Annotated in this window: 18 protein-coding genes; 3 read left to right on the top strand and 15 right to left on the bottom strand. The window is 42.2% G+C overall.

Annotated elements, in window-relative coordinates:
• Nucleotides 1-41: 41 nt before the first annotated feature.
• The 14 genes from rnhB to rpsB form a co-directional block, all read right to left on the bottom strand.
• Nucleotides 42-686 (bottom strand): ribonuclease HII, encoded by a 645-nt coding sequence (gene rnhB / locus ACKLNX_RS05460; RefSeq protein WP_412971551.1) that lies wholly within the window; start codon nt 684-686, stop codon nt 42-44.
• On the bottom strand, nt 683-1,834 hold the full coding sequence (gene lpxB, locus ACKLNX_RS05455) for a lipid-A-disaccharide synthase (RefSeq protein ID WP_412971550.1): 1,152 nt from the start codon (nt 1,832-1,834) through the stop codon (nt 683-685). The genes rnhB and lpxB overlap by 4 nt, the downstream gene beginning before the upstream one ends.
• Before the next feature lie 5 nt (nt 1,835-1,839).
• Complete coding sequence (gene lpxA / locus ACKLNX_RS05450; RefSeq protein ID WP_411692910.1) at nt 1,840-2,610, bottom strand: acyl-ACP--UDP-N-acetylglucosamine O-acyltransferase; 771 nt, start codon at nt 2,608-2,610, stop codon at nt 1,840-1,842.
• A gap of 1 nt (nt 2,611) precedes the next feature.
• Nucleotides 2,612-3,058 (bottom strand): 3-hydroxyacyl-ACP dehydratase FabZ, encoded by a 447-nt coding sequence (fabZ, locus tag ACKLNX_RS05445; RefSeq protein WP_411692911.1) that lies wholly within the window; start codon nt 3,056-3,058, stop codon nt 2,612-2,614.
• A gap of 196 nt (nt 3,059-3,254) precedes the next feature.
• Nucleotides 3,255-3,773, bottom strand: coding sequence for an OmpH family outer membrane protein (locus ACKLNX_RS05440; RefSeq protein ID WP_412971549.1), 519 nt, complete (start codon nt 3,771-3,773; stop codon nt 3,255-3,257).
• A 94-nt stretch (nt 3,774-3,867) separates the two neighbouring features.
• Nucleotides 3,868-6,354 carry an outer membrane protein assembly factor BamA gene (bamA, locus tag ACKLNX_RS05435; protein ID WP_412971548.1) on the bottom strand — a complete coding sequence of 829 codons (2,487 nt, stop codon included), beginning with the start codon at nt 6,352-6,354 and terminating at the stop codon, nt 3,868-3,870.
• 43 nt (nt 6,355-6,397) lie between these two features.
• Nucleotides 6,398-7,774, bottom strand: a complete 1,377-nt coding sequence (gene rseP / locus ACKLNX_RS05430) for a sigma E protease regulator RseP (protein ID WP_412971547.1) — start codon at nt 7,772-7,774, stop codon at nt 6,398-6,400.
• Nucleotides 7,774-8,955 (bottom strand): 1-deoxy-D-xylulose-5-phosphate reductoisomerase, encoded by a 1,182-nt coding sequence (gene ispC / locus ACKLNX_RS05425; protein WP_412971546.1) that lies wholly within the window; start codon nt 8,953-8,955, stop codon nt 7,774-7,776. Before ispC ends, rseP begins: the two co-directional genes overlap by 1 nt.
• Nucleotides 8,956-9,024: 69 nt before the next feature.
• Nucleotides 9,025-9,888 carry a phosphatidate cytidylyltransferase gene (locus tag ACKLNX_RS05420; protein WP_412971545.1) on the bottom strand — a complete coding sequence of 288 codons (864 nt, stop codon included), beginning with the start codon at nt 9,886-9,888 and terminating at the stop codon, nt 9,025-9,027.
• On the bottom strand, nt 9,888-10,664 hold the full coding sequence (gene uppS / locus ACKLNX_RS05415; RefSeq protein ID WP_412971544.1) for a polyprenyl diphosphate synthase: 777 nt from the start codon (nt 10,662-10,664) through the stop codon (nt 9,888-9,890). Before uppS ends, ACKLNX_RS05420 begins: the two co-directional genes overlap by 1 nt.
• Nucleotides 10,665-10,668: 4 nt before the next feature.
• On the bottom strand, nt 10,669-11,226 hold the full coding sequence (frr, locus tag ACKLNX_RS05410; RefSeq protein ID WP_411692918.1) for a ribosome recycling factor: 558 nt from the start codon (nt 11,224-11,226) through the stop codon (nt 10,669-10,671).
• A 10-nt stretch (nt 11,227-11,236) separates the two neighbouring features.
• Nucleotides 11,237-11,980, bottom strand: a complete 744-nt coding sequence (pyrH, locus tag ACKLNX_RS05405) for a UMP kinase (protein WP_411692919.1) — start codon at nt 11,978-11,980, stop codon at nt 11,237-11,239.
• A 505-nt stretch (nt 11,981-12,485) separates the two neighbouring features.
• Entirely contained in the window at nt 12,486-13,358 is an 873-nt protein-coding gene (gene tsf / locus ACKLNX_RS05400; RefSeq protein WP_412971543.1) for a translation elongation factor Ts, read from the bottom strand.
• 72 nt (nt 13,359-13,430) lie between these two features.
• Nucleotides 13,431-14,162 carry a 30S ribosomal protein S2 gene (gene rpsB, locus ACKLNX_RS05395; RefSeq protein WP_412971542.1) on the bottom strand — a complete coding sequence of 244 codons (732 nt, stop codon included), beginning with the start codon at nt 14,160-14,162 and terminating at the stop codon, nt 13,431-13,433.
• 716 nt (nt 14,163-14,878) lie between these two features.
• Between rpsB and map the strand changes: the two genes are divergently transcribed.
• The 3 genes from map (at nt 14,879) to dapD (ending at nt 19,201) form a co-directional block, all read left to right on the top strand.
• On the top strand, nt 14,879-15,670 hold the full coding sequence (gene map / locus ACKLNX_RS05390; protein ID WP_412971541.1) for a type I methionyl aminopeptidase: 792 nt from the start codon (nt 14,879-14,881) through the stop codon (nt 15,668-15,670).
• 76 nt (nt 15,671-15,746) lie between these two features.
• Entirely contained in the window at nt 15,747-18,380 is a 2,634-nt protein-coding gene (glnD, locus tag ACKLNX_RS05385) for a [protein-PII] uridylyltransferase (RefSeq protein WP_412971540.1), read from the top strand.
• Nucleotides 18,377-19,201 (top strand): 2,3,4,5-tetrahydropyridine-2,6-dicarboxylate N-succinyltransferase, encoded by an 825-nt coding sequence (gene dapD, locus ACKLNX_RS05380; RefSeq protein WP_412971539.1) that lies wholly within the window; start codon nt 18,377-18,379, stop codon nt 19,199-19,201. The genes glnD and dapD overlap by 4 nt, the downstream gene beginning before the upstream one ends.
• A 433-nt stretch (nt 19,202-19,634) precedes the next feature.
• On the opposite strand, the gene ACKLNX_RS05375 is transcribed toward dapD, so the two are convergent.
• Nucleotides 19,635-20,084: a flavodoxin gene (locus ACKLNX_RS05375; protein ID WP_412971538.1), complete on the bottom strand. Its 450-nt coding sequence runs from the start codon at nt 20,082-20,084 to the stop codon at nt 19,635-19,637.
• Between the last annotated feature and the right edge of the window lie 137 nt (nt 20,085-20,221).

The following is a 20,221-nucleotide window of genomic DNA, read 5'->3' as shown; positions in this document are numbered from 1 at the left end:
AAATCGCTATGCACTCGTAAGTGTACAAAAGTGGCTGACACTTATTTTACCTCATCCTGTAACTCGCCTTGCCACAGAGCTAAAACACTCTGTACAGGCTTAAAACTCTGTCGATAACATGACAATGGGCCATGCTCTTGTAATGCTGCTAGGTGCGCTTTCGTTGGATAGCCTTTGTGTGCAGCAAAGCCATAATTTGGATACTGCTTGTCCAAGGTAATCATCTCATCATCTCGTGCTACTTTTGCAATAATCGATGCTGCTGAAATTTGTGGAAATAAAGCGTCACCTTTTATAACGGGCTGACTACTATATGACCATACAGGCAGACGATTACCATCAACTAACACATGCTCAGGTTGAACACTCAAACCTTCAACCGCCCTCTTCATGGCTAACATCGTGGCGTGTAGAATATTGAGTTGATCGATTTCCAACACACTAGCGCGACCTATACTCCATGATAACGCGTTTTGCTTGATCAGTACTGCTAATTCATTGCGTTTTTTTTCAGATAATTTTTTCGAATCTGCTAAGCCCATAATTGGCTTATTAGGGTCAAGAATAACCGCTGCTGTCACAACATCGCCCACTAAAGGGCCACGTCCTACTTCATCAACACCGGCGACTAAGGAATATTGTTGAATATCAACTTTTATAGCTTCTAATTGTTCTTGTTTGCTCATAACTCGTTTGTGATCAAACCTTGTATCGCTTTCGCTGCTTGTTCATCGGCATTTAAGCGCAGTTGCTTATGCAATTCCGTGAATCGAGCGATAAGTTCAAGAGGCGGGCTATCTAGCATAGGCTGAAGCTTGGCCGCCATATTTTGTGGGTTCACATCTTCTTGCAGTAATTCAGGCACCAGTTCTTCTTCTGCCAAAATATTGGGGAGCGAAAAAAATTCTGGTTTGTATAAACGTTTCATAATTGCATGAGTCATTTTCGACATTTTATAACCCACCACCATCGGCTTCTTACAAAGCATTGCCTCGAGGGTAGCAGTTCCAGATGCAAGCAAAACGGCATCGGCGGCAATCATGACATCACGCGCGGAGGTTTGTGTAACTTGCACATGCACTGGTGGTTTGAGTTCTTTTAACAGCAATTTAATTTGAATCTCTCTAGCATCATTCGCGGCGGGTATGATCACCTTTAATGTAGGGATATTCTGAGAGAGTAATTCAGCTGTTTTGATAAAATCAGGTAATAAGGTCGCGACTTCTCTAGCTCGACTTCCTGGTAATAAAGCCAATACTTTGTCTTCGTTTTCTAAGGCAAATAGCTTTCGCTTCGCTGGCTGATCTGGCACTAGATCAATACCATCAGCCATTGTGTGTCCTACATATTGATAAGGCACATTGTACTTTTTATAGATTTCAGCTTCGAAAGGAAAAATACCGAGGACTAAATTAGTGGCTTTTGCGATTTTATGGATACGAGATTCACGCCATGCCCAAACAGTTGGGCTTACATAATGAACGGTTTTCACACCGGCCTTCTTAAGTTTGGTTTCAATAGCAAGATTGAAGTCTGGTGCATCCACACCTATAAATACATCTGGGGGATTTTCAAGAAAATGGCGCAATACCGTTTTACGAATATGCAATAAGCGCGGCAGATGTTTTAGTACCTCAACTAAGCCCATGACGGACAGTTCTTCCATTTCGAACATGGAATCAAGGCCACGAGCGATCAAGTGTTTTCCACCGATCCCTTCAAATACTGCGTTGGGGTACATTTCTTTTAGGACGGAAACAAAACCTGCGGCAAGGACATCACCAGAAGCCTCCCCTGCCACAATCCCAATTCTTAAGGCTTTGTCATTTGCCATTCGATTTATCGAACAATGCCACGTTTGGATGAGGCCACGAAATCCGCTAATATTTTAATATCAGGTTCAGTTTCGGCCATCTCATTGAGTATCGGCAGCGCTTGGTCGGTAGTATTACCATTGCGATAAATGACTTTGTAGGCGCGTTTAATCGCCATGATTGTTGATGAGCTAAAGCCTCGACGTTTCAATCCTTCACTGTTGATACCTTGAGGAACGTGCTTCAAGCCACTGACCATCACGTAAGGAGGAACATCTTTTAAGACTATTGCGCCACCACCGGTAAAGGAGTGGGAACCAATGTGACAGAATTGATGCACTGCTGTCATGCCACCTAGTATCACTTGATTGCCAATATGAACATGACCTGCAACGGTACAGTTGTTGGCAAAGATATTATCGTCACCAAACATACAATCATGTGCTACATGGGTGTTGACCATAAATAGATTACGGCTACCAATGCGCGTCATGCTGTCGTCTTGAACAGTACCACGGTGAATGGTACAGGATTCACGAAAAACATTATCATCGCCAATTTCAAGGAAAGTTGCTTCACCAGCATATTTCTTATCTTGGCAGTCTTCACCGATAGAGCAAAATTGAAAAAACACATTGTTCTTACCAATTTTTGAGTGCCCTTTAACCACAACGTGTGAAGTTAAAACACAATTATCGCCAATCTCGACATTATCGCCGATGACACAAAATGGTCCAATTTGGACATTCTGGCCAATGATGGCCGAGTCAGATATTATCGATGAAGGATGAATCATATTACATATCTCTCATTGCGCACATGAAATCTGCAGTGCAAACCTCTGCACCATCGACAGACGCTACACCTGAAAACTTCCAAATACCGCGACGTTCTTTAATCAGGTCAACCGTGTACTCTAACTTATCTCCGGGAACACAAGGACGTTTAAAACGAGCTTTGTCTATTCCTGCGTACAAGTATAACTGGTCGCTATTACCCATTGTTTTGAAGCCTAGAACACCAGCCGCTTGTGCAAGTCCTTCCAGAATCAAAACACCAGGGAAAATCGGTTGACCAGGGAAGTGACCGTTAAAACAAGGTTCATTAAAGCTTATGTTTTTATAACCTTTAAGCGTTTTTCCCAGTTCGTAGTCAGTAACTCGATCGATTAGTAGAAATGGATACCTATGCGGTAACAATTCCATAATCTCTTTTATATCGATGGTTTTTTGTGAGTCTGCCAAAATATCTCCTTTGCGGTCTAAAACGATAGATTTCGTCCTAGCCAATCACTTTATTATTCTTACCCTATAGGTGGGGTGCATAAGATACGCTTTTAAGGAGTAAAAACAAATCAGACCAACCGATTGGTTGGCCTGATTTTCGCCAGAATGATTCATATCCAATCGAATACTATCGACTGGCGAAATATTTTTGTTATTACTGAGCTTTAGTAACTTGCTCTAGTACTGACTGTGAAATGTCAAATTCTGGCTTAACGAATGGCGCAGAGTTTCTTGATAAAACGATATCGTATTTACCATCAGCGGCAATTTTATCAACTGCTTGCATTACTAAAGCAAACAATTTCTTCGCTTCTTCTTGCTCACGACGTTGCATGTTTTCTTGAAGTGGACCAGACTTTTCTTGCAAAGTCTTGTTCAAAGCAATAATTTGCTCTTCAAGTTTAGTCTTCTCGTCAGCACCCATAGTTGCACTCTCGCGCTGTAGCTTTTGAAGCAAGAAGTTATATTCTTCTTTTTGAGTATTGAACTCTTGGATTGCATCTTTAAATTCATTGCCAACAGTTTGCGCAATTTCAGCAAATTGTGGTAAAGAACGAACAATACCTTGTACATCGACAACACCGATCTTTTGATCTGCTGCTTGAGCAGCTGTAGTCAATAATGCTGAGCTAAGCATAGCACCTGCGATGAGTGTTTTAGTAAATGTTTTCAATGGAAACTCCTTTAATCTGTTCCGTTTTGCTGAGCGTCTTGGCACCCAGCTATTATAAGTTAATTTTTTTGTATAATACTACGTTAATAAGGCTTTAGAAAGTTGAGCCAATATTAAACGTAAAGAATTTAGGGTTATCACCGTCTCTTGAATTAATTTCCTTGGAGAAACTAAACACAAGCGGCCCCATAGGTGAAATCCATTGCACAGACAAGCCTGCAGAACTTCTGAATTGTGACCAATCACTATAATCACCCAGTGCGTCAGGCTGACCTTCGCCAGTTCGGCTAATGAAGTTCAAATCCTTGTATTCGTCATAGTCAAATTCAGTATCCCACACGTTACCTACATCTAAGAATATGGAAGTACGTACTGAGCTATCAAATTCTGCTTCAACAAACGGTGTTGGAACGATGAGTTCTAAACCACCAATTGCCATTGCGTTACCACCTAGACTTCTAGGGGAAACACCGATTCTGTCTGTATCAGGGCTACCGAAAATAGGCGTACCTAAAGGTGTTGTACCAATTTGCGAGGAGATACGCTGCACACCACGAGGACCAACGGTGTTGTTTTCGAATCCACGTAAGGTATCTGCACCACCCGCCGTGAAGTTTTCAGTAAATGGCAATATTTGGTCAGAGCCTGATTTGTCACCATAACCATTACCATAACCTAAACGCATTCTCGCGAGTACCGACCAGCGCTGACTTTTAGTAATTGGATAATACCATTTGGTATCTGCAATAAATTTAAAGTAGTTAACGTCAGAGTTAGGCGTTGTAATACTGAATGATGCTCGTTGCGAAGAACCATCTGTTGGGAACAAACCACGGTTAAGGGTTGAGCGAGTCCAACTGGCTGACGCTAAGAAGCTTTCATATTTAATAGATGAATCAGGATCGCCTTCTGCTCTGAATTGATCGTAGAAACGTGAGGTTTGTTCATACGACGTGTTATCACTTGATAATTCAACGTGCGCATAGGTAAGACCAAAACTAATACGGTTTACTTCATTGATTGGGTAACCAATGTTTGCACCAATCTGATAGCGTTCGCTGTCGTATTGAACAACACCAAAGTCACCACCGTCAAACTTGCTGTAACCCATGCTGCCGCCCAAACTGATGCCGTCGATTGTAAAGTACGGGTCGGTATAGTTCAGTTGCACAGATTGCTGATAAGAAACGGTCGACAAATTCAGGCCAATGCGTTTACCAGTACCAAGGAAGTTATCTTGTTGAATACCAGCATTTAGGCTTAATTTAGTGTTATCACCATAACCGATACCGGCTTGGAAAGAGCCTGACGCTTGCTCTTTTACTTTAAACTCAACGTCTACTTTGTCGTCTTCGCCTGGCAAACGAATGGTTTCGAAATCAACCGTTTCCATATAAGTCAGTCTAGATAAAGACGCTTTTGAGCTTTCTAGCAATTGGTCAGATAACCAAGTACCTTCAAGCTGACTTAGGTTTTGACGTAAAACTTCGTCTGACGTAATCACGTTACCTTGGAAATTAATGCGTCGCACATAAATGCGCTTACCTGGATCTACCGACAAAGACAGCTTAACGGTTTTATCTTCATCGTTGATATCTGGGATTGTCGTCACGGTTGGGTAAGCATAGCCAAAGCGGCCAAGGTATTTACTAATAAATTCTTCTGTATAAGTTACTGTTGCTTGGTTATACAACTCACCAGCAGATAAAGGTAATACTTGATTTAGGAAGTCTTCAAAGCCAAGCATGTCGCCCACTAACTCAACCTCTGAAATAGTGTACTGTTCACCTTCCTCAACGTTCATACCAATATAGATACCATCTTTCTCTGGTGTCATCGATACTTGAGTTGTGGCAATTGCAAAGCGCAGGTAGCCTCGGTCTTTGTAATAACTTGTGATGTTTTCCAAATCGCCTGAAAGGGTTTGTTGTTGGTAACGAGTTTCAGATGTGAAATCCCACCACGGCATATCAAATTTTAATTCCATGACGTTGAACAAAGTCTCGTCATCAAATACTTCATTACCCACAATATTAATTTGCTTAATCTTGGCTGAGTCGCCTTCTTCGAAAAGTAACTTTAAGTCAACACGGTTTCTTGGCAAGGGAGTAATAATTGCTGACACATCGGCGTTGTATTTACCAATGCTGTAAAAGAAGTCTTTCAAGCCATTTTCGATTGATGTAAGCACCGTTCTGTCTAGTGGCTCACCAACGCGAATATTTGAGTTTTCTAAACTGTCTTGCAGTTGTTCGTCTTTAATATCGTCATTACCTTCGAATACGATATTACTGATCGTCGGTCTTTCTGAGACTCTAACAATAAGCAAGCCGCCGTCGCGCAGTATTTCTACTTTCTCAAAGTGAGTAGAGGAATACAGTGAGCGGATTAATTGACTAACGCGGAAAGCGTTTAACTCATCGCCTACCTGCACTGGAAGATAGGTTAATGCAGCACCTAATGCCACACGTTGCAAACCTTCAACGCGAATATCTTCTACCACAAATTCAGATTTACTCTGTGCAAATGATAACGACGTAAATGCCAATAAGGCGATAAGAACTAACTGTTTACACTTCATTTACTAATATTCTTCCAATACACGTTTTTTTATAAAACTATTATTATGTGATGCGATTGATGTCGTTAAAAATAGCCACGGCCATTAACATGAATAACAATACGCCACCTATCCTAAATCCAATTTCCTGTACTGCGTCTGGGACAGGCTTGCCTGTTATCCATTCGGCTGTGAAGTACATTAAATGTCCGCCGTCGAGCATGGGTAATGGTAACAAATTTACGATGCCAAGATTAACACTGATTAGTGCTAAAAACCCTAAAAATACAACAATTCCATAACTTGCACTAATTCCAGCGCCTTGAGCAATAGAAATTGGGCCACTCAAGTTTTTAACTGCCACATCTCCACTAATGAATTTGCCTAACATTTCGACAGTTAAGGTCATTAATCGCCAAGTTTCTTGCGTTCCTTTCACCAAAGCTTCAAAAGGATTAGATTTGTCGTGGAAGAAATAAGCTTCTGGATACTCTTCGAACTGCGAAGAAATACCAAGTACACCTGTTGTTCCATCGGCTGTTTCTCGTTCGCCCAAAGTCACAGAAAAGATCTTTGTTTCACCATTTCGCTTCACTTCAACTTCAATCGTTTCGTTGGCTCTTGGTGCAACATAGTCCACTATTTGTCCCCACTCAGCCATGAAGGTTCCATTTAGTTTTACTATTTCATCATTTTTTTGTAGGCCCGCTTTTTCAGAAGGCCCGTCAGAAACGACTAAAGCGATGATTTTACTAGGCTTTACACGAAATGGTTCGAATCCTATCGATTCAAACATATTGTCTGATTCAGGATCGAATTCCCAGTTTGGCATTTTGATATCGTAAGAAACCGATTGACCATTAGGTTTCTCAACCGTTAATGGAATGCTGTCGGCTCCAATATAGCGCATCAACTCAATATTAACGGACTGCCATGTTTTGGTTTGAGAAGAATCAACGGCTGTAATTTTGTCACCGACTGCGATGCCACTAACAGCAATATATGAGTCTGGTTTGATTTCGCCAATATAGGGCTTGGCTTTATCTTGACCTATCATTGCCACGATCATCAAAATCAATATCGCAAACAGAAAGTTTATACCGGGCCCTGCAGCCACTATGGCAATGCGTTTCCACACCTTTTGTTGGTCAAACGATTCGGCCTTATCTTTTTCATCAACGTCGTCTACTCTGCCGTCTAGCATTCTGACGTAACCACCTAGCGGGATCATCGCAATGACAAATTCCATACCAGTAGACGTAATGCGTTTATAAAGAGGTTTACCAAAGCCAATTGAAAAGCGAAGCACTTTAACACCGCATTTTCTAGCAACAATAAAATGTCCCCATTCATGCACGGCAACTAATATGCCCAAGGCAATGATGAAGGAGCCTACATTTCTGATGAAGACAAATAAAAACTCGCTTTCAAATCCGAACACTAATTTAACTTCCTTACTAATTGTTGCGCTAAACTTCTGGCTTCTGCGTCATGCTCTAAGACTTGTACAATAGAGGTGAGTTCAATTAAATCGCTTTGCTGTAGCACTTGTTCGTTCACTTTAGCGATGTCAGTAAACTTAATTTGGCCCTGCAAGAAAGCCTCAACAGCCACTTCGTTTGCGGCATTGATAGCGGTTGTTGCAGCCTGCCCTTCTTCACAAGCTTGCATCGCTAAATACAAATTAGGGTAACGACTTGGCTCTGGCTTGGAAAAGCTAAAATCAGCTAAGCTTGAAAAGTCGAGAGAATCGACTCCCGAACTAATGCGCTCAGGAAAACTTAAGCCATAGGCGATAGGTGTGCGCATATCAGGGTTTCCCATCTGCGCAATCACTGAGCCATCAACATACTGCACCATTGAATGTATTGTGCTTTGTGGATGAAGTACCACTTCGATGTCATTTTCATGCAAGCCAAACAACCATTTAGCCTCAATAAACTCTAGCCCTTTATTCATCATTGAAGCAGAATCAACGGAGATTTTACGGCCCATCGTCCAGTTGGGATGAGCACAAGCTTGATCGGGAGTTATCGCATCGAAGGATTCATTTGGCAAGATTCTAAATGGTCCACCGGAGCCAGTCAGTAGTATTTTCGCAATACCTGAATGTGCTAGGTTTCCATATTGAAAATCATGCGGTAAACATTGAAAAATGGCATTGTGCTCACTATCGATAGGCAGTAATTCAGCTTTGTGTTCTATAACCGCATTCATGAACAACTCGCCCGACATAACCAAGGATTCTTTGTTTGCCAACAACACACGCTTTCCAGCTCGAACCGCGGCTAAAGTTGGTAATAATCCTGCAGCGCCGACAATGGCAGACATCACAGTATCAACTTCAGGCGCAGAACAAACATCATCAAGAGCCTGAGCGCCAACTAAGACCTCAGAATGACAGTTAGTTTTACTTAGTAGAGCGGAGAACGCGCTATATGCCTGGGGATCGGATAACACAATGTAACGAGGCGAGCACTGAACAGCAAGACGAGCTAATTCTTCTAAATTGGCATGCCCTGTTATCGCAAATACACGATACTTATCAGGGTGACGCGCTATTACATCAAGTGTATTTTGTCCAATAGAACCGGTTGCCCCTAGGACAGTAATTGTTCTCACAGTTTCTGCCTGGCCTTATTTAAACGAGTATGAAGAAAAGGAAAAAAATAGATGTATCAGCATACTAACTTAAGCCATCCAAACGACGTAACAAAACGCAAACACTGGGAAGGCAGCCGTTAAACTGTCGATGCGGTCCATAATGCCACCGTGCCCAGGAAGTAGTTTCCCGCTGTCTTTAATGCCAGCGCAACGCTTAAACATACTTTCATTTAAATCGCCTAAAGCAGACACTGCGACTGTAATAACACCAATGAGAAGGTGCATCCACATGCGACTAGCTTCAAACTGATAATGCAAAGCAGCGAACGCGATAATAGCTAGAGATGCCATCACACCACCGAGTAAGCCTTCGATGCTCTTACCTGGTGATACATTTGGACGCAACTTGTGCTTACCGAATTTAACACCAACGAAGAAAGCGCCGATATCTGCAGCCCAAACAATCCCTAGTACATAAAAGATTAAAGAGGCACCGTAAAACGGGTCAACTTCATATAAATTAGTGCGCAGGCTGATAATTGCTACCCACGTAGGAATGAGGGTCAAAATACCAAAAGTAGCTCGAATAGGAACGTTTTCCGTCCAGCCTGAACTGTATTTTGGATAAGTGAGGATCATCACTAATGACACAGCCCACCATGCCGCAGCGATGCCGAGTATGGTCTTGTAGATGCTATTTAACTCACCTTGGTACCAAACTGCTTGGCCGTCGACGGCGAATATGAGTGCACCGCAAATAACCAGTATCAGCGTCATAAACGTCGCTTTTGAAAAGCGACCATTAATGCCTGACATATTAGCCCATTCGTAGGCACCTAAAGCGACCACACCAGCAACAGCAATTTTGAATTGCTCAACCGGTAAAAATAAGATGGCTAAAATTGCCAAAGGCGCAAGAATGAGTGCTGTTATTATTCTTTGTTTTAACATTAACCTTGACCTTGGTTGTCTGGACTCACTTGTTCACCTGTTTGTCCAAACCGTCTTTGTCTTTGACAGAAGTCGGATATTGCTTCATCGAACTTCTGCTCATCGAAATCTGGCCAAAGTGTCTCACAAAAATAGAATTCTGCATATGCGCATTGCCACAATAAAAAGTTACTCACACGGTGGTCGCCACCTGTGCGGATCAACAAATCCAGCGTGGGTAAATCGGACATGCAGGTGTATTTATTGAAGCTCTCTTCGGTAATTTCTTCCGATTTTACAAGCCCTTGCTCCACATCGGCTACAATTTGCTTGGCAGCATTAACGATATCCCAACGACCACCATAATTGGCTGCGATGTTAAGTGTTAATGAAGTGTTATTTTCTGTAAGGGCTTCTGCTTTTCGTATCTTATCGACTAACTTTTGTTCGAATGCCGACAAATCACCGATAACTTTTAAGCGAATATTGTTTTTATTAAGCTTTTTAACCTCGCTAGATAAAACGAGATTGAATAATTGCATTAGTACTTTGACTTCGTCTTTTGGTCGCTTCCAGTTTTCACTGCTGAAGGCAAATAAGGTGAGCGCTTTTATCCCTTTCTTACGGGCAAATCGCACGGATGCACGAACGGCATCAACACCAGCCTTGTGACCAAAAGTTCTTAACTTTCCTTGTTGTTGAGCCCAACGCCCATTGCCATCCATGATGATGGCAACATGCTTTGGTAAAGCGCCTTCACTTGAAGAAGACGCTTCATTAGAACTGTCGGAGCTCAATCGCCTAGACTTCCATCAATTCTTTTTCTTTGTCGGCAAGAATCGTATCAATTGTTTTGATAAATTCATTGGTAAGAGTTTGAATGTTCTCTTCACCTGCACGACTCTGATCTTCACTGACTTCTTTTTCTTTTAGCAACTCTTTAATGTCACTATTAGCGTCACGACGAACGTTACGCACTGCAACTCGGCCTAATTCAGCTTCGTTACGGACAACTTTAATTAAGTCTTTTCTGCGCTCTTCAGTCAAAGGTGGCATTGGGATACGGATTGTATTGCCAGCACTCATTGGGTTTAGGCCCAAGTTTGACTGCATAATTGCTTTTTCTACTGCTTGAATAATGCTCTTGTCGAAAACTGACAAAGCAAGTGTTCTGTTGTCTTCTGCAACAACGTTGGCTACTTGTTTAAGCGGAGTATTAGAACCATAGTAAGGCACCATGATATTGTCTAACAAACTCGGGTGCGCGCGACCTGTTCTGATCTTGCTTAATTGGCCTTTTAACGCCGTAATACTTTTTTCCATGCGCTGTTGGGCGTCTAATTCAATTTCATCAATCACAACAAAATCCTTAGTTTTTTACTTTTTCTGGATGACAAATAGTTGTACCTTCGTCGTCACCTAAAACAACGCGCTTCAAACAACCTGGCTTGTTCATGTTAAACACACGAATTGGGATGTTATGGTCACGTGCTAAGGTAAAGGCTGATAGGTCCATTACTTTTAGTTCTTTTTCGAGTACGTCTTGGTAACTTATGTTTTTAAGTAGCACTGCGTCTGGGTTGGTTACCGGATCGGCACTGTAAACACCATCGACTTTGGTCGCTTTTAAGACTGCGTCTGCTTCAATTTCGATACCGCGTAAACACGCTGCGGAATCTGTTGTGAAGAATGGGTTACCTGTACCAGCAGAGAATATCACAACTCTGCCTGATTTTAGAAAACTTATAGCGTCTGCCCAGTTGTACGGGTCACAAACTCCGTTCAATGGTATCGCTGACATTAGGCGTGCGTTTACGAAAGCTCTGTGCAATGCATCTCTCATTGCAAGGCCGTTCATTACGGTTGCTAGCATCCCCATGTGGTCGCCAACAACGCGATGCATGCCTGCTTTGGCTAAGCCTTCGCCGCGGAATAAGTTACCGCCACCGATAACTAAACCAACTTCTACGCCTAGCTCTACGATTTCTTTAATCTCTACGGCCATGCGATCTAACACTTTGGCGTCGATACCAAAGTTTTCGTCGCCCATTAGGGCTTCCCCACTCAATTTTAACAATATACGTCGATATGCAGCTTTCGGTATGGTGGTCATTTTGTTTCCTTAGCAGTGGTTTTATCTATTTTCTTACAAATCAGTCAGCAAACGCAAGGAGAATAACAATAAGTATGCGCTTTAATTGATGATATCGCTGCGAGCCCACCTTGGGGCGCGTGGCACTCGGCTTCGCGGTTGTCCCGCATGCTTCGCGGTTGTTTCCGCATGCCTCGCGGTTGTTTTCCGCATGAAGCCGCGACTAGACCCTCTCTTCCCCCCAAAAAAAGGCGCTGCGGGCCCATCCTTGGGGCGCTTGGCACTCGGCGTCCTGCCGAGTGACACTTTTTTTGGGGGGAAGAGAGGGGTTAGTCACGTCTTCAGGCTGGTTTTGCGTTTGCGTTTGCGTTTGCGTTTGCCAGCTATTTTCTTGTTTTTCTTTCTATTTGGGGAGCGCTATTTTATTAATTGTTTTTAGCGCTTTCCGAATAGTCATAAAAAAGCACCTCTATTGAGGTGCTTCGTATTTCCGAAGAATCGGTGATTGCAAATGCAATCGAAGCACTTACTTCTTAGCTGCTTCTAATTGTGCAGCAACTTCTGCAGCAAAATCTTCTGATTTCTTCTCGATACCTTCACCCACTTCAAAGCGGATAAAGTTGATAACGTCTGCGCCTTTAGCTTTCAAAAGATCACCAACACTTTGTGAAGGATCTTTGATGAAAGGTTGGCCTGTTAAGCTGATTTCGCCAGTGAATTTCTTCATGCGACCAGAAACCATTTTTTCAGCGATATCTGCTGGCTTACCAGACTGGATAGCGATGTCGATTTGGATTTCTTTTTCTTTCTCAACAACTTCAGCAGGAACGTCTGTTGGTTTTACGAATTGTGGGCTAGCAGCTGCAACGTGCATAGCAATGTCTTTTGCTAGCTCTTCGTCGCCACCTTCCAAAATTGCGATAACACCAATACGGCCGCCGTGTACGTATGCACCTAATGTTGAACCTTCAACATTGATTACGCGACGTGGGCTGATGTTTTCACCAATTTTTGCAACCAATGTATCGCGAACATTAGAAACAGTTGAACCGTCTAGTTCTGCATCATTCAATTCTGCGACATCGTTGATGCTGTTTGCAGCAGCAACGTCAATTAGTTTGTTACCGAAAGCTAGGAAACCTTCGTCGCGAGCAACGAAATCAGTTTCACAGTTAACTTCCATCATAGTAGCTTTGCCACCAGAGATTTTAGTTAAGATAACGCCTTCAGCTGCAATACGACCTGCTTTTTTAGCCGCTTTTGCTTGACCAGATTTGCGCATATTCTCAATTGCTAGTTCGATATCACCATCAGTCTCAACCAATGCGTTTTTACAATCTAGCATGCCAGCGCCAGTGCGCTCGCGTAATTCTTTAACCAGTGCTGCAGTCACTGCCATTTTCTTGTCCTCAAAAATATCAATATTCAGAAAAGGGGGCGAAGGCCCCCTTTGATAATCTACTTGTAAATATTACTCTGCGGCTTCTACGAAGTCGTCTTTTTCAGCAGCAACAGCGATGTCTTGATTACGACCTTCATTGATCGCATCAGCAGCTGCGCTTGTGTACAACTGAATAGCACGGATTGCGTCGTCGTTACCTGGGATAACGAAGTCAACACCGTCTGGATTAGAGTTAGTGTCTACTACACCCACAACTGGAATACCAAGGTTGCGAGCTTCAGTTACAGCAATGTGCTCATGGTCTGCATCGATAACAAAGATAACGTCTGGAAGACCACCCATGTTTTTGATACCACCTAAGCTGCCTTCTAACTTAGTCATTTCGCGCTTGCACATTAGTACTTCTTTCTTAGTTAACTTGTCGAAAGTACCGTCAGTCGCTTGAACTTCTAAATCTTTAAGACGCTTTATTGATTGACGAACTGTTTTCCAGTTAGTCAACATTCCGCCCAACCAACGTTTGTTTACGTAGAATTGACCAGATTTTTCAGCGGCTTCTCTAACTGCTTCACTTGCTGCACGTTTAGTACCAACGAATAAAACTTTACCTTTCTTATGAGAAACACCTGAAAGGTAGTTCAATGCTTCGTTAAATAACGGAACAGTTTTTTCTAAGTTGATGATATGAACTCTGTTACGAGCGCCAAAAATGTATTGAGCCATTTTTGGGTTCCAGTAGCGAGTTTGGTGACCGAAGTGTACGCCAGCTTGTAGCATGTCACGCATTGATACGTTTGCCATTTTATATTTTCCTATTTAGGGGTTAGGCCTCCATATACCCCTTCTCTCGATCCAAAACGTTGAATAAACAACGTGTTAGACACCCCGAGATCAGTGTCGGTATATGTGTGTTTTTAGTTAATTTGTACTGTCTAATTTTGAGACGTTTTCCAACATTCTCAAACAGCGCGCGCTTTATATCATTTTAGCCAAGCAGAATCAACTAAAAGCAGCGAAAACCTCTACTAACGTGTAGAGCATAAAAAAGTATTTGATATACAAAACAGCCCATAGTTAAGCCCACTGTAAATTGATATACTTCAACACAAGAAAATACAAAGCAGTAAACAGTTAGATAACAGCAATTCATATATTCAAAAATATGCCACTTTTTAAACATTCAAAAGTAAACACAATGAACTAGTCCAACACGAACAAAAAATGTAAAATGCAAAACAAATGTAGGATATAAAGGAAAGGACTTCCCCAATAAAAAGCGTCACTCGACAGGACGTCGAGTGCCGAGCGCCCCATGGATGGGCTTGCAGCGACTTTTTATTGGGGAAGTCCTTTCCTTTATATCCGCACCACGAGCCCCAGCTTTAAAAGGCTCTAGGCTGTTGTGAACTTCAAGCTCATGGCTGTTTTTGAACAGAAGGCTTCATGAAAGCGAGCCTGCGGGTATTTTATATAAACGATTGCCAATAATTAGTTAAACAATTTCAAAGAGGTCAACCTTGGCTATAACAATTAAAACACCAGAAGAAATGGACAAGATGCGCGTTGCTGGGAAACTAGCAGCAGACGTACTGATGATGATTGGGGAGCACGTCAAAAAGGGTGTTACCACCGGCGAGATTGATAAAATATGTCATGACTACATCGTGAATGTTCAAGATGCGATTCCAGCACCGTTGAATTACGGCAACCCGCCTTTTCCAAAATCAGTTTGCACATCGGTTAATCACGTTATTTGCCACGGCATCCCGAGTGACAAAAAACTAAAAGATGGTGACATCGTCAATATCGACGTAACAGTAATAAAAGACGGTTACCATGGTGACACTTCGAAGATGTTCGTTGTGGGCAAGCCCTCAATTCTTGCAGAGCGCTTGATTAAAGTCACACAAGAATGTTTGTACAATGCAATCAAAATTGTAAAGCCAGGTATGCACTTAGGTGATATCGGCCATGCGTGTCAGCAACATGCAGAATCACACAACTATTCGATAGTAAGAGAGTATTGTGGTCATGGTATTGGCGCAGTGTTTCACGAAGACCCACAAATTGTGCATTACGGAAAACCGGGTAGTGGTGAATTAATTGAAGCTGGTATGTGTTTTACTATCGAGCCAATGGTGAATGCAGGTAAACGTTACTCAAAAGTATTGCCAGACAATTGGACCGTTGTCACCAAAGATCGCAGTTTAAGCGCTCAGTGGGAACACACCTTATTAGTCACAGAAACTGGTGTAGAAATTCTGACTTTACGTGATGACGAAGATATTGATAGGGTCATCAACCACTAATTAGAGAAGCGAGCAGCACTGACGACAGAATCAGTTCTCAATCTAATTAGAGGCTTTAATAGGCCAAGGAGTTACTTTGTCGGTTCAAGACCAAATAAAACAGCTGCAAGATATCAGCGATGTAAATGACTTAGCCGCGTTCAAGAACGCGGTTAAAAAGAACCATGAATGGCTAGCAGCAAGCTTTAACAGCGAACTAGTAGACAATTTAGTAGTAGCCCGCGCTGACTTTACAGATGCACTATTGCGTCATGTCTGGAGTTTGCTGGGCTTGAACAATGAAACTGCATTGGCGCTTTGTGCCGTAGGCGGCTATGGTCGTGGTCAATTGCAGCCCTACTCCGATATCGATTTATTAATCCTAAGTAAAAAGAAAATAAAACCGGACGTTGAAGAACGTATTGGTACTTTCATTACTTTGCTGTGGGATATAAAACTTGAAATTGGCCAGTCGGTTCGCACAGTGAAAGAGACGATTGAACTTGCTGAATCGGATATCACGATTGCGACTAATTTAGTTGAATCTCGCATCCTTATAGGTTGCGAAAGCATATTCTCTGAATTAATTAGTCAAGTTAACAGCCCTAAAGTATGGACGAGTAAAGACTTTTTCCTTGCAAAATTAGAAGAGCAACAAAATCGTCATCACAAGTTTAATGACACTTCTTACAATCTTGAACCAAACATTAAAGAGAACCCAGGTTGTTTGCGAGATATTCAGTCCATTGGTTGGGTCGCCAAGAAGCATTTCCGAGAGTACGACGGACTAACCTTGATCGGGCATGGTTATTTTACAGAAATTGAGCATGCCGAACTCATAGAGTGTCGTTCTCACTTGTGGCAGATTCGATTTGCACTGCACCTTGTTTCTGGGCGCAGTGAAAATCGCATTCTCTTTGACTACCAAACCGATATCGCACAATTACTAGGCTATGGCGATGGTAAAGCTGCCGTTGAACAAATGATGAAAGCTTTCTTCCGCATTGTTCGTCGTGTTTCCGAGTTGAACAGCATGCTGTTGTTGCGCTTCAAAGATGATGTTTTAGAACAAAAAGTTAAAACCGTCGTGAACTTGAATAACAAGTTTGATTTAAAAGACGGACTAATATCACCTTCACAGCCTGAAACCTTTCATACGCCAGCCGATATCCTCGATTTCCTCGAGTTAGTAGGCCAACATAAAAACATCAAAGGTTTAGATGCCGACTGCATTCGCCAACTACGTAATGCACGCCGTCGTTTTCAGCATCAGTATTACCATGAACGTCATGATTGTCGTGAGCGATTTATCGCGCTAATGAAACAACCAGAATTTTTTAACTTCGGTTGGGATATCATGTACAAATACGGCATATTGCAATCGTATTTGCCCGAATGGGATAAAATAGTGGGCATGATGCAGTTCGATTTGTTTCATGCTTACACTGTTGATGAACATACACACCGATTAGTGAAACACGTATATAGCTACTTTCACAGTGAAAAGAAGTTTCCACGTTGTTATCGCATCGTCAAAAACTTAGACAAGCCTGAATTACTTTTCATCGCGGCAATTTTCCACGATATTGCAAAGGGACGAGGCGGTGATCATTCAACATTAGGCGCTGCCGATGTATTGAAATTCTGCGAACTTCACGATATGTCAAAAGGCGATGCAAAAACTATTGCTTGGCTGGTTGAAAATCATCTATTGATGTCAGTGGTCGCCCAGCGCAGAGATATCTATGATGCCGACGTGATCAATCAATTTGCGAGCGCCGTTAAAAGCCACGACAATCTTGATTTACTTTATGCACTCACTTTAGCTGATATAAGAGCAACAAATGATAATCTGTGGAATGATTGGAAAGCCACTCTACTGCGAGAGCTTTACCTTCTAACACAGCAGGCTTTCGACAATGGATTGGCCTGCCAAGTCACACTGGATCAGCGCATTACGCAACATAAAGAAGAAGCAATGGTACTGTTGCATGAAAAAGGCATTAGCGAATCCCAAGCGATGCTTTTTTGGCAACAAATGCGAAAGGATTATTTTGCTCGTTTCAAGCCAAATCAAATAGCTTGGCATACTGAAACTATCGTCTCTGCTGGAGATTTAGGTGATGAGAAGATTCTCGTCAGTGCAAGCAACGATACATCTAAAGCGGGCACTGAACTGCTAATTTATTGCAGTGATCGTCCAGCACTATTTGCGCAAATAGCTTCTGTGCTAGATAGCCGAAATTGCTCAATTCATGATGCTCAAATAGCGATTACTGAACAAGGAAATGTGTTCGATAGCATGATCATCCTTGATCAAGATGCTGAGCGCATAAAATCGAAACGGCATCTGAAGAAATTGGTCGAGGCCGTTCGCTCACAATTAATGAAGCCGGGTCGCTCACATTCAAACAAGCGAAAAATGTCGCGAAGAATGAAGCAACTTGATGTGAAAACAAAAGTAAGATTTTATTCCTCAACAGAAGATGCCACTCTTGTGGAGCTTGAAGCATTAGATGCACCTGGCTTGTTAGCCAAACTTGGTCATTTATTTGTTGACCTCAATTTAACCTTGAAGCTCGCAAAGATCTCAACGATTGGAGAGCGAGCAGAAGATGTTTTCATTGTTTCAAATGATGAAGGAAAAGCATTAACGCAAGACCAAGAAGTCATTCTTAGAAAGCAAATTATTTTAAAACTAGACCAACCAGAAGTGAACCCAGCAATATGAACAAACTACAAGCTATTATAGAAAATGCTTTTGATACTCGCGATACATATACTGCAGAAACAGCCAGTGCCGAAATCAGAAGCGCAGTCACTGAATCTGTCGAATTACTAAATTCTGGTGAAGCAAGAGTTGCAGAAAAAATCGATGGGCAGTGGCAGGTAAACGAATGGTTGAAAAAAGCCGTTCTGCTTTATTTTAAGCTGCATGACAACAAGCTTGTTGAAGGCGCTGAAACCAATTATTACGACAAAGTTCCGTTGAAATTTACCGATTACACTGCCGAGCGTTTCGCGAAAGAAGGCATGCGTGTTGTACCACCAGCGGCAGTGCGCACAGGTTCATATATCGCTCGTAACGTAGTGGTAATGCCGTCTTACGTTAATATCGGTGCTTTCGTTGACGAGGGTACGATGGTTGACACTTGGGTCACCGTGGGATCATGCGCCCAGATCGGTAAAAACGTGCACTTGTCTGGTGGCGTTGGTATCGGCGGCGTGTTAGAGCCCCTTCAAGCAAGCCCAACTATTATTGAAGATAACTGCTTCATCGGTGCACGTTCAGAAATCGTTGAAGGTGTAATTGTCGAAGAAGGCGCCGTTATTTCAATGGGCGTTTACATCAGTCAAAGTACTCGAATTTATGACCGTGAAACTGGCGCAACGACTTATGGTCGTGTCCCTGCAGGTTCTGTTGTTGTATCTGGTAGCCTTCCAAGTAAATGCGGTACGCACAGTTTGTACGCAGCGATTATCGTGAAGAAAGTAGATGCTAAAACAAGAGCTAAAGTTGGGATTAATGAAATCTTGCGCGGAGCTGAGTAAATAACTCTGAGTTAATAAGCCTGAATAAGTAGCTACTTCGCTTATCGCTAATAAATAAGTAGCTGCTGAGTTAGTCGCTGCATCGTTTATCGCTGCATCATTTATCGCTGCATCATTTATCGCTGATCTTTACAATGCCAGTGAGTGCAAATTCAGATGAGTAAAAAGCGCTTATGAAAGTAAGAGCAGATTAGCAACTTAATAACTAAGTCAAACAAAAAATGGCGCCTTACACATCGATGTAAGGCGCCATTTTATTTTATTCTATATCTGGTCTATTTTAGCCTATTTTATATCTACCTTGATTTTGCCTATTTGAAGTCACTAGCGACATAGTTTGGCGCTAATTTAGGGTCGGGCTTCACAATAGTCGCGTCTCACAATAGTCGCGTCTCAAAATAGTCGGACGTCACACTAATAGTTTAGACACAACTTATTCAGTCAAAGCTTCCACAAGCCCCTCTAACCAAGGCACAACCTCTTCTTCTGGAGACAATGTTTCAATGGCATCAACTTCCAACATTTCCGCCACAGGTTTTCCTTGAAGTTCGAGTAACAACTCAGAAAATTGTCGTCCACCGCCACAGAAGCTATCTCCGTAACTACTATCACCCAAAGCAGCAACAGCAAACGGTTTTCCATTCATTAATGGGAATTCATCGCGTAAGTCACTGTGAAACATTTCTAAATTTTGCGGAACATCGCCCTGGCCTGTTGTGGAACTGATAACAACCACGGCTTCTGCTTCAATGAAGTCTGATGTTTCTGGATCGGTGAACACTTCGCATTCAACCCCTTTCGTTTCAAACATCGTTTGTGCTTCTTCTGCCACGTGCTGGGCATTGCCATATACCGAACCAACGAAAATACTCACACTGCGCATACTTACTTGTCTCCTGATCACTGCTCAATTACAAATTTGAAAATTATGGGTTTTACTATTCTCTGTCTTGATTCATAGTTTGTTTTGCAAAGCATCGCATGAGAATAAATCGCTTTGAAACAAAAAATATAACACTA

The organism is Glaciecola sp. MF2-115 (assembly GCF_047250385.1).
Lineage (GTDB): Bacteria > Pseudomonadota > Gammaproteobacteria > Enterobacterales > Alteromonadaceae > Glaciecola.
Note: the sequence above shows the minus strand (reverse complement) of the source record. Positions and strands in the feature narration are given on the sequence as shown.

What these genes read in the sequence shown, in the direction of transcription:
- rpsB (WP_412971542.1), bottom strand. Translation starts at nt 14,162, where the DNA reads ATGGCAAACGTATCAATGCGTGACATGCTACAAGCTGGCGTACACTTC.
- lpxB (WP_412971550.1), bottom strand. Translation starts at nt 1,834, where the DNA reads ATGGCAAATGACAAAGCCTTAAGAATTGGGATTGTGGCAGGGGAGGCT.
- ACKLNX_RS05375 (WP_412971538.1), bottom strand. Translation starts at nt 20,084, where the DNA reads ATGCGCAGTGTGAGTATTTTCGTTGGTTCGGTATATGGCAATGCCCAG.
- bamA (WP_412971548.1), bottom strand. Translation starts at nt 6,354, where the DNA reads ATGAAGTGTAAACAGTTAGTTCTTATCGCCTTATTGGCATTTACGTCG.
- tsf (WP_412971543.1), bottom strand. Translation starts at nt 13,358, where the DNA reads ATGGCAGTGACTGCAGCACTGGTTAAAGAATTACGCGAGCGCACTGGC.
- lpxA (WP_411692910.1), bottom strand. Translation starts at nt 2,610, where the DNA reads ATGATTCATCCTTCATCGATAATATCTGACTCGGCCATCATTGGCCAG.
- pyrH (WP_411692919.1), bottom strand. Translation starts at nt 11,980, where the DNA reads ATGACCACCATACCGAAAGCTGCATATCGACGTATATTGTTAAAATTG.
- ACKLNX_RS05420 (WP_412971545.1), bottom strand. Translation starts at nt 9,888, where the DNA reads ATGTTAAAACAAAGAATAATAACAGCACTCATTCTTGCGCCTTTGGCA.
- dapD (WP_412971539.1), top strand. Translation starts at nt 18,377, where the DNA reads ATGAACAAACTACAAGCTATTATAGAAAATGCTTTTGATACTCGCGAT.
- rnhB (WP_412971551.1), bottom strand. Translation starts at nt 686, where the DNA reads ATGAGCAAACAAGAACAATTAGAAGCTATAAAAGTTGATATTCAACAA.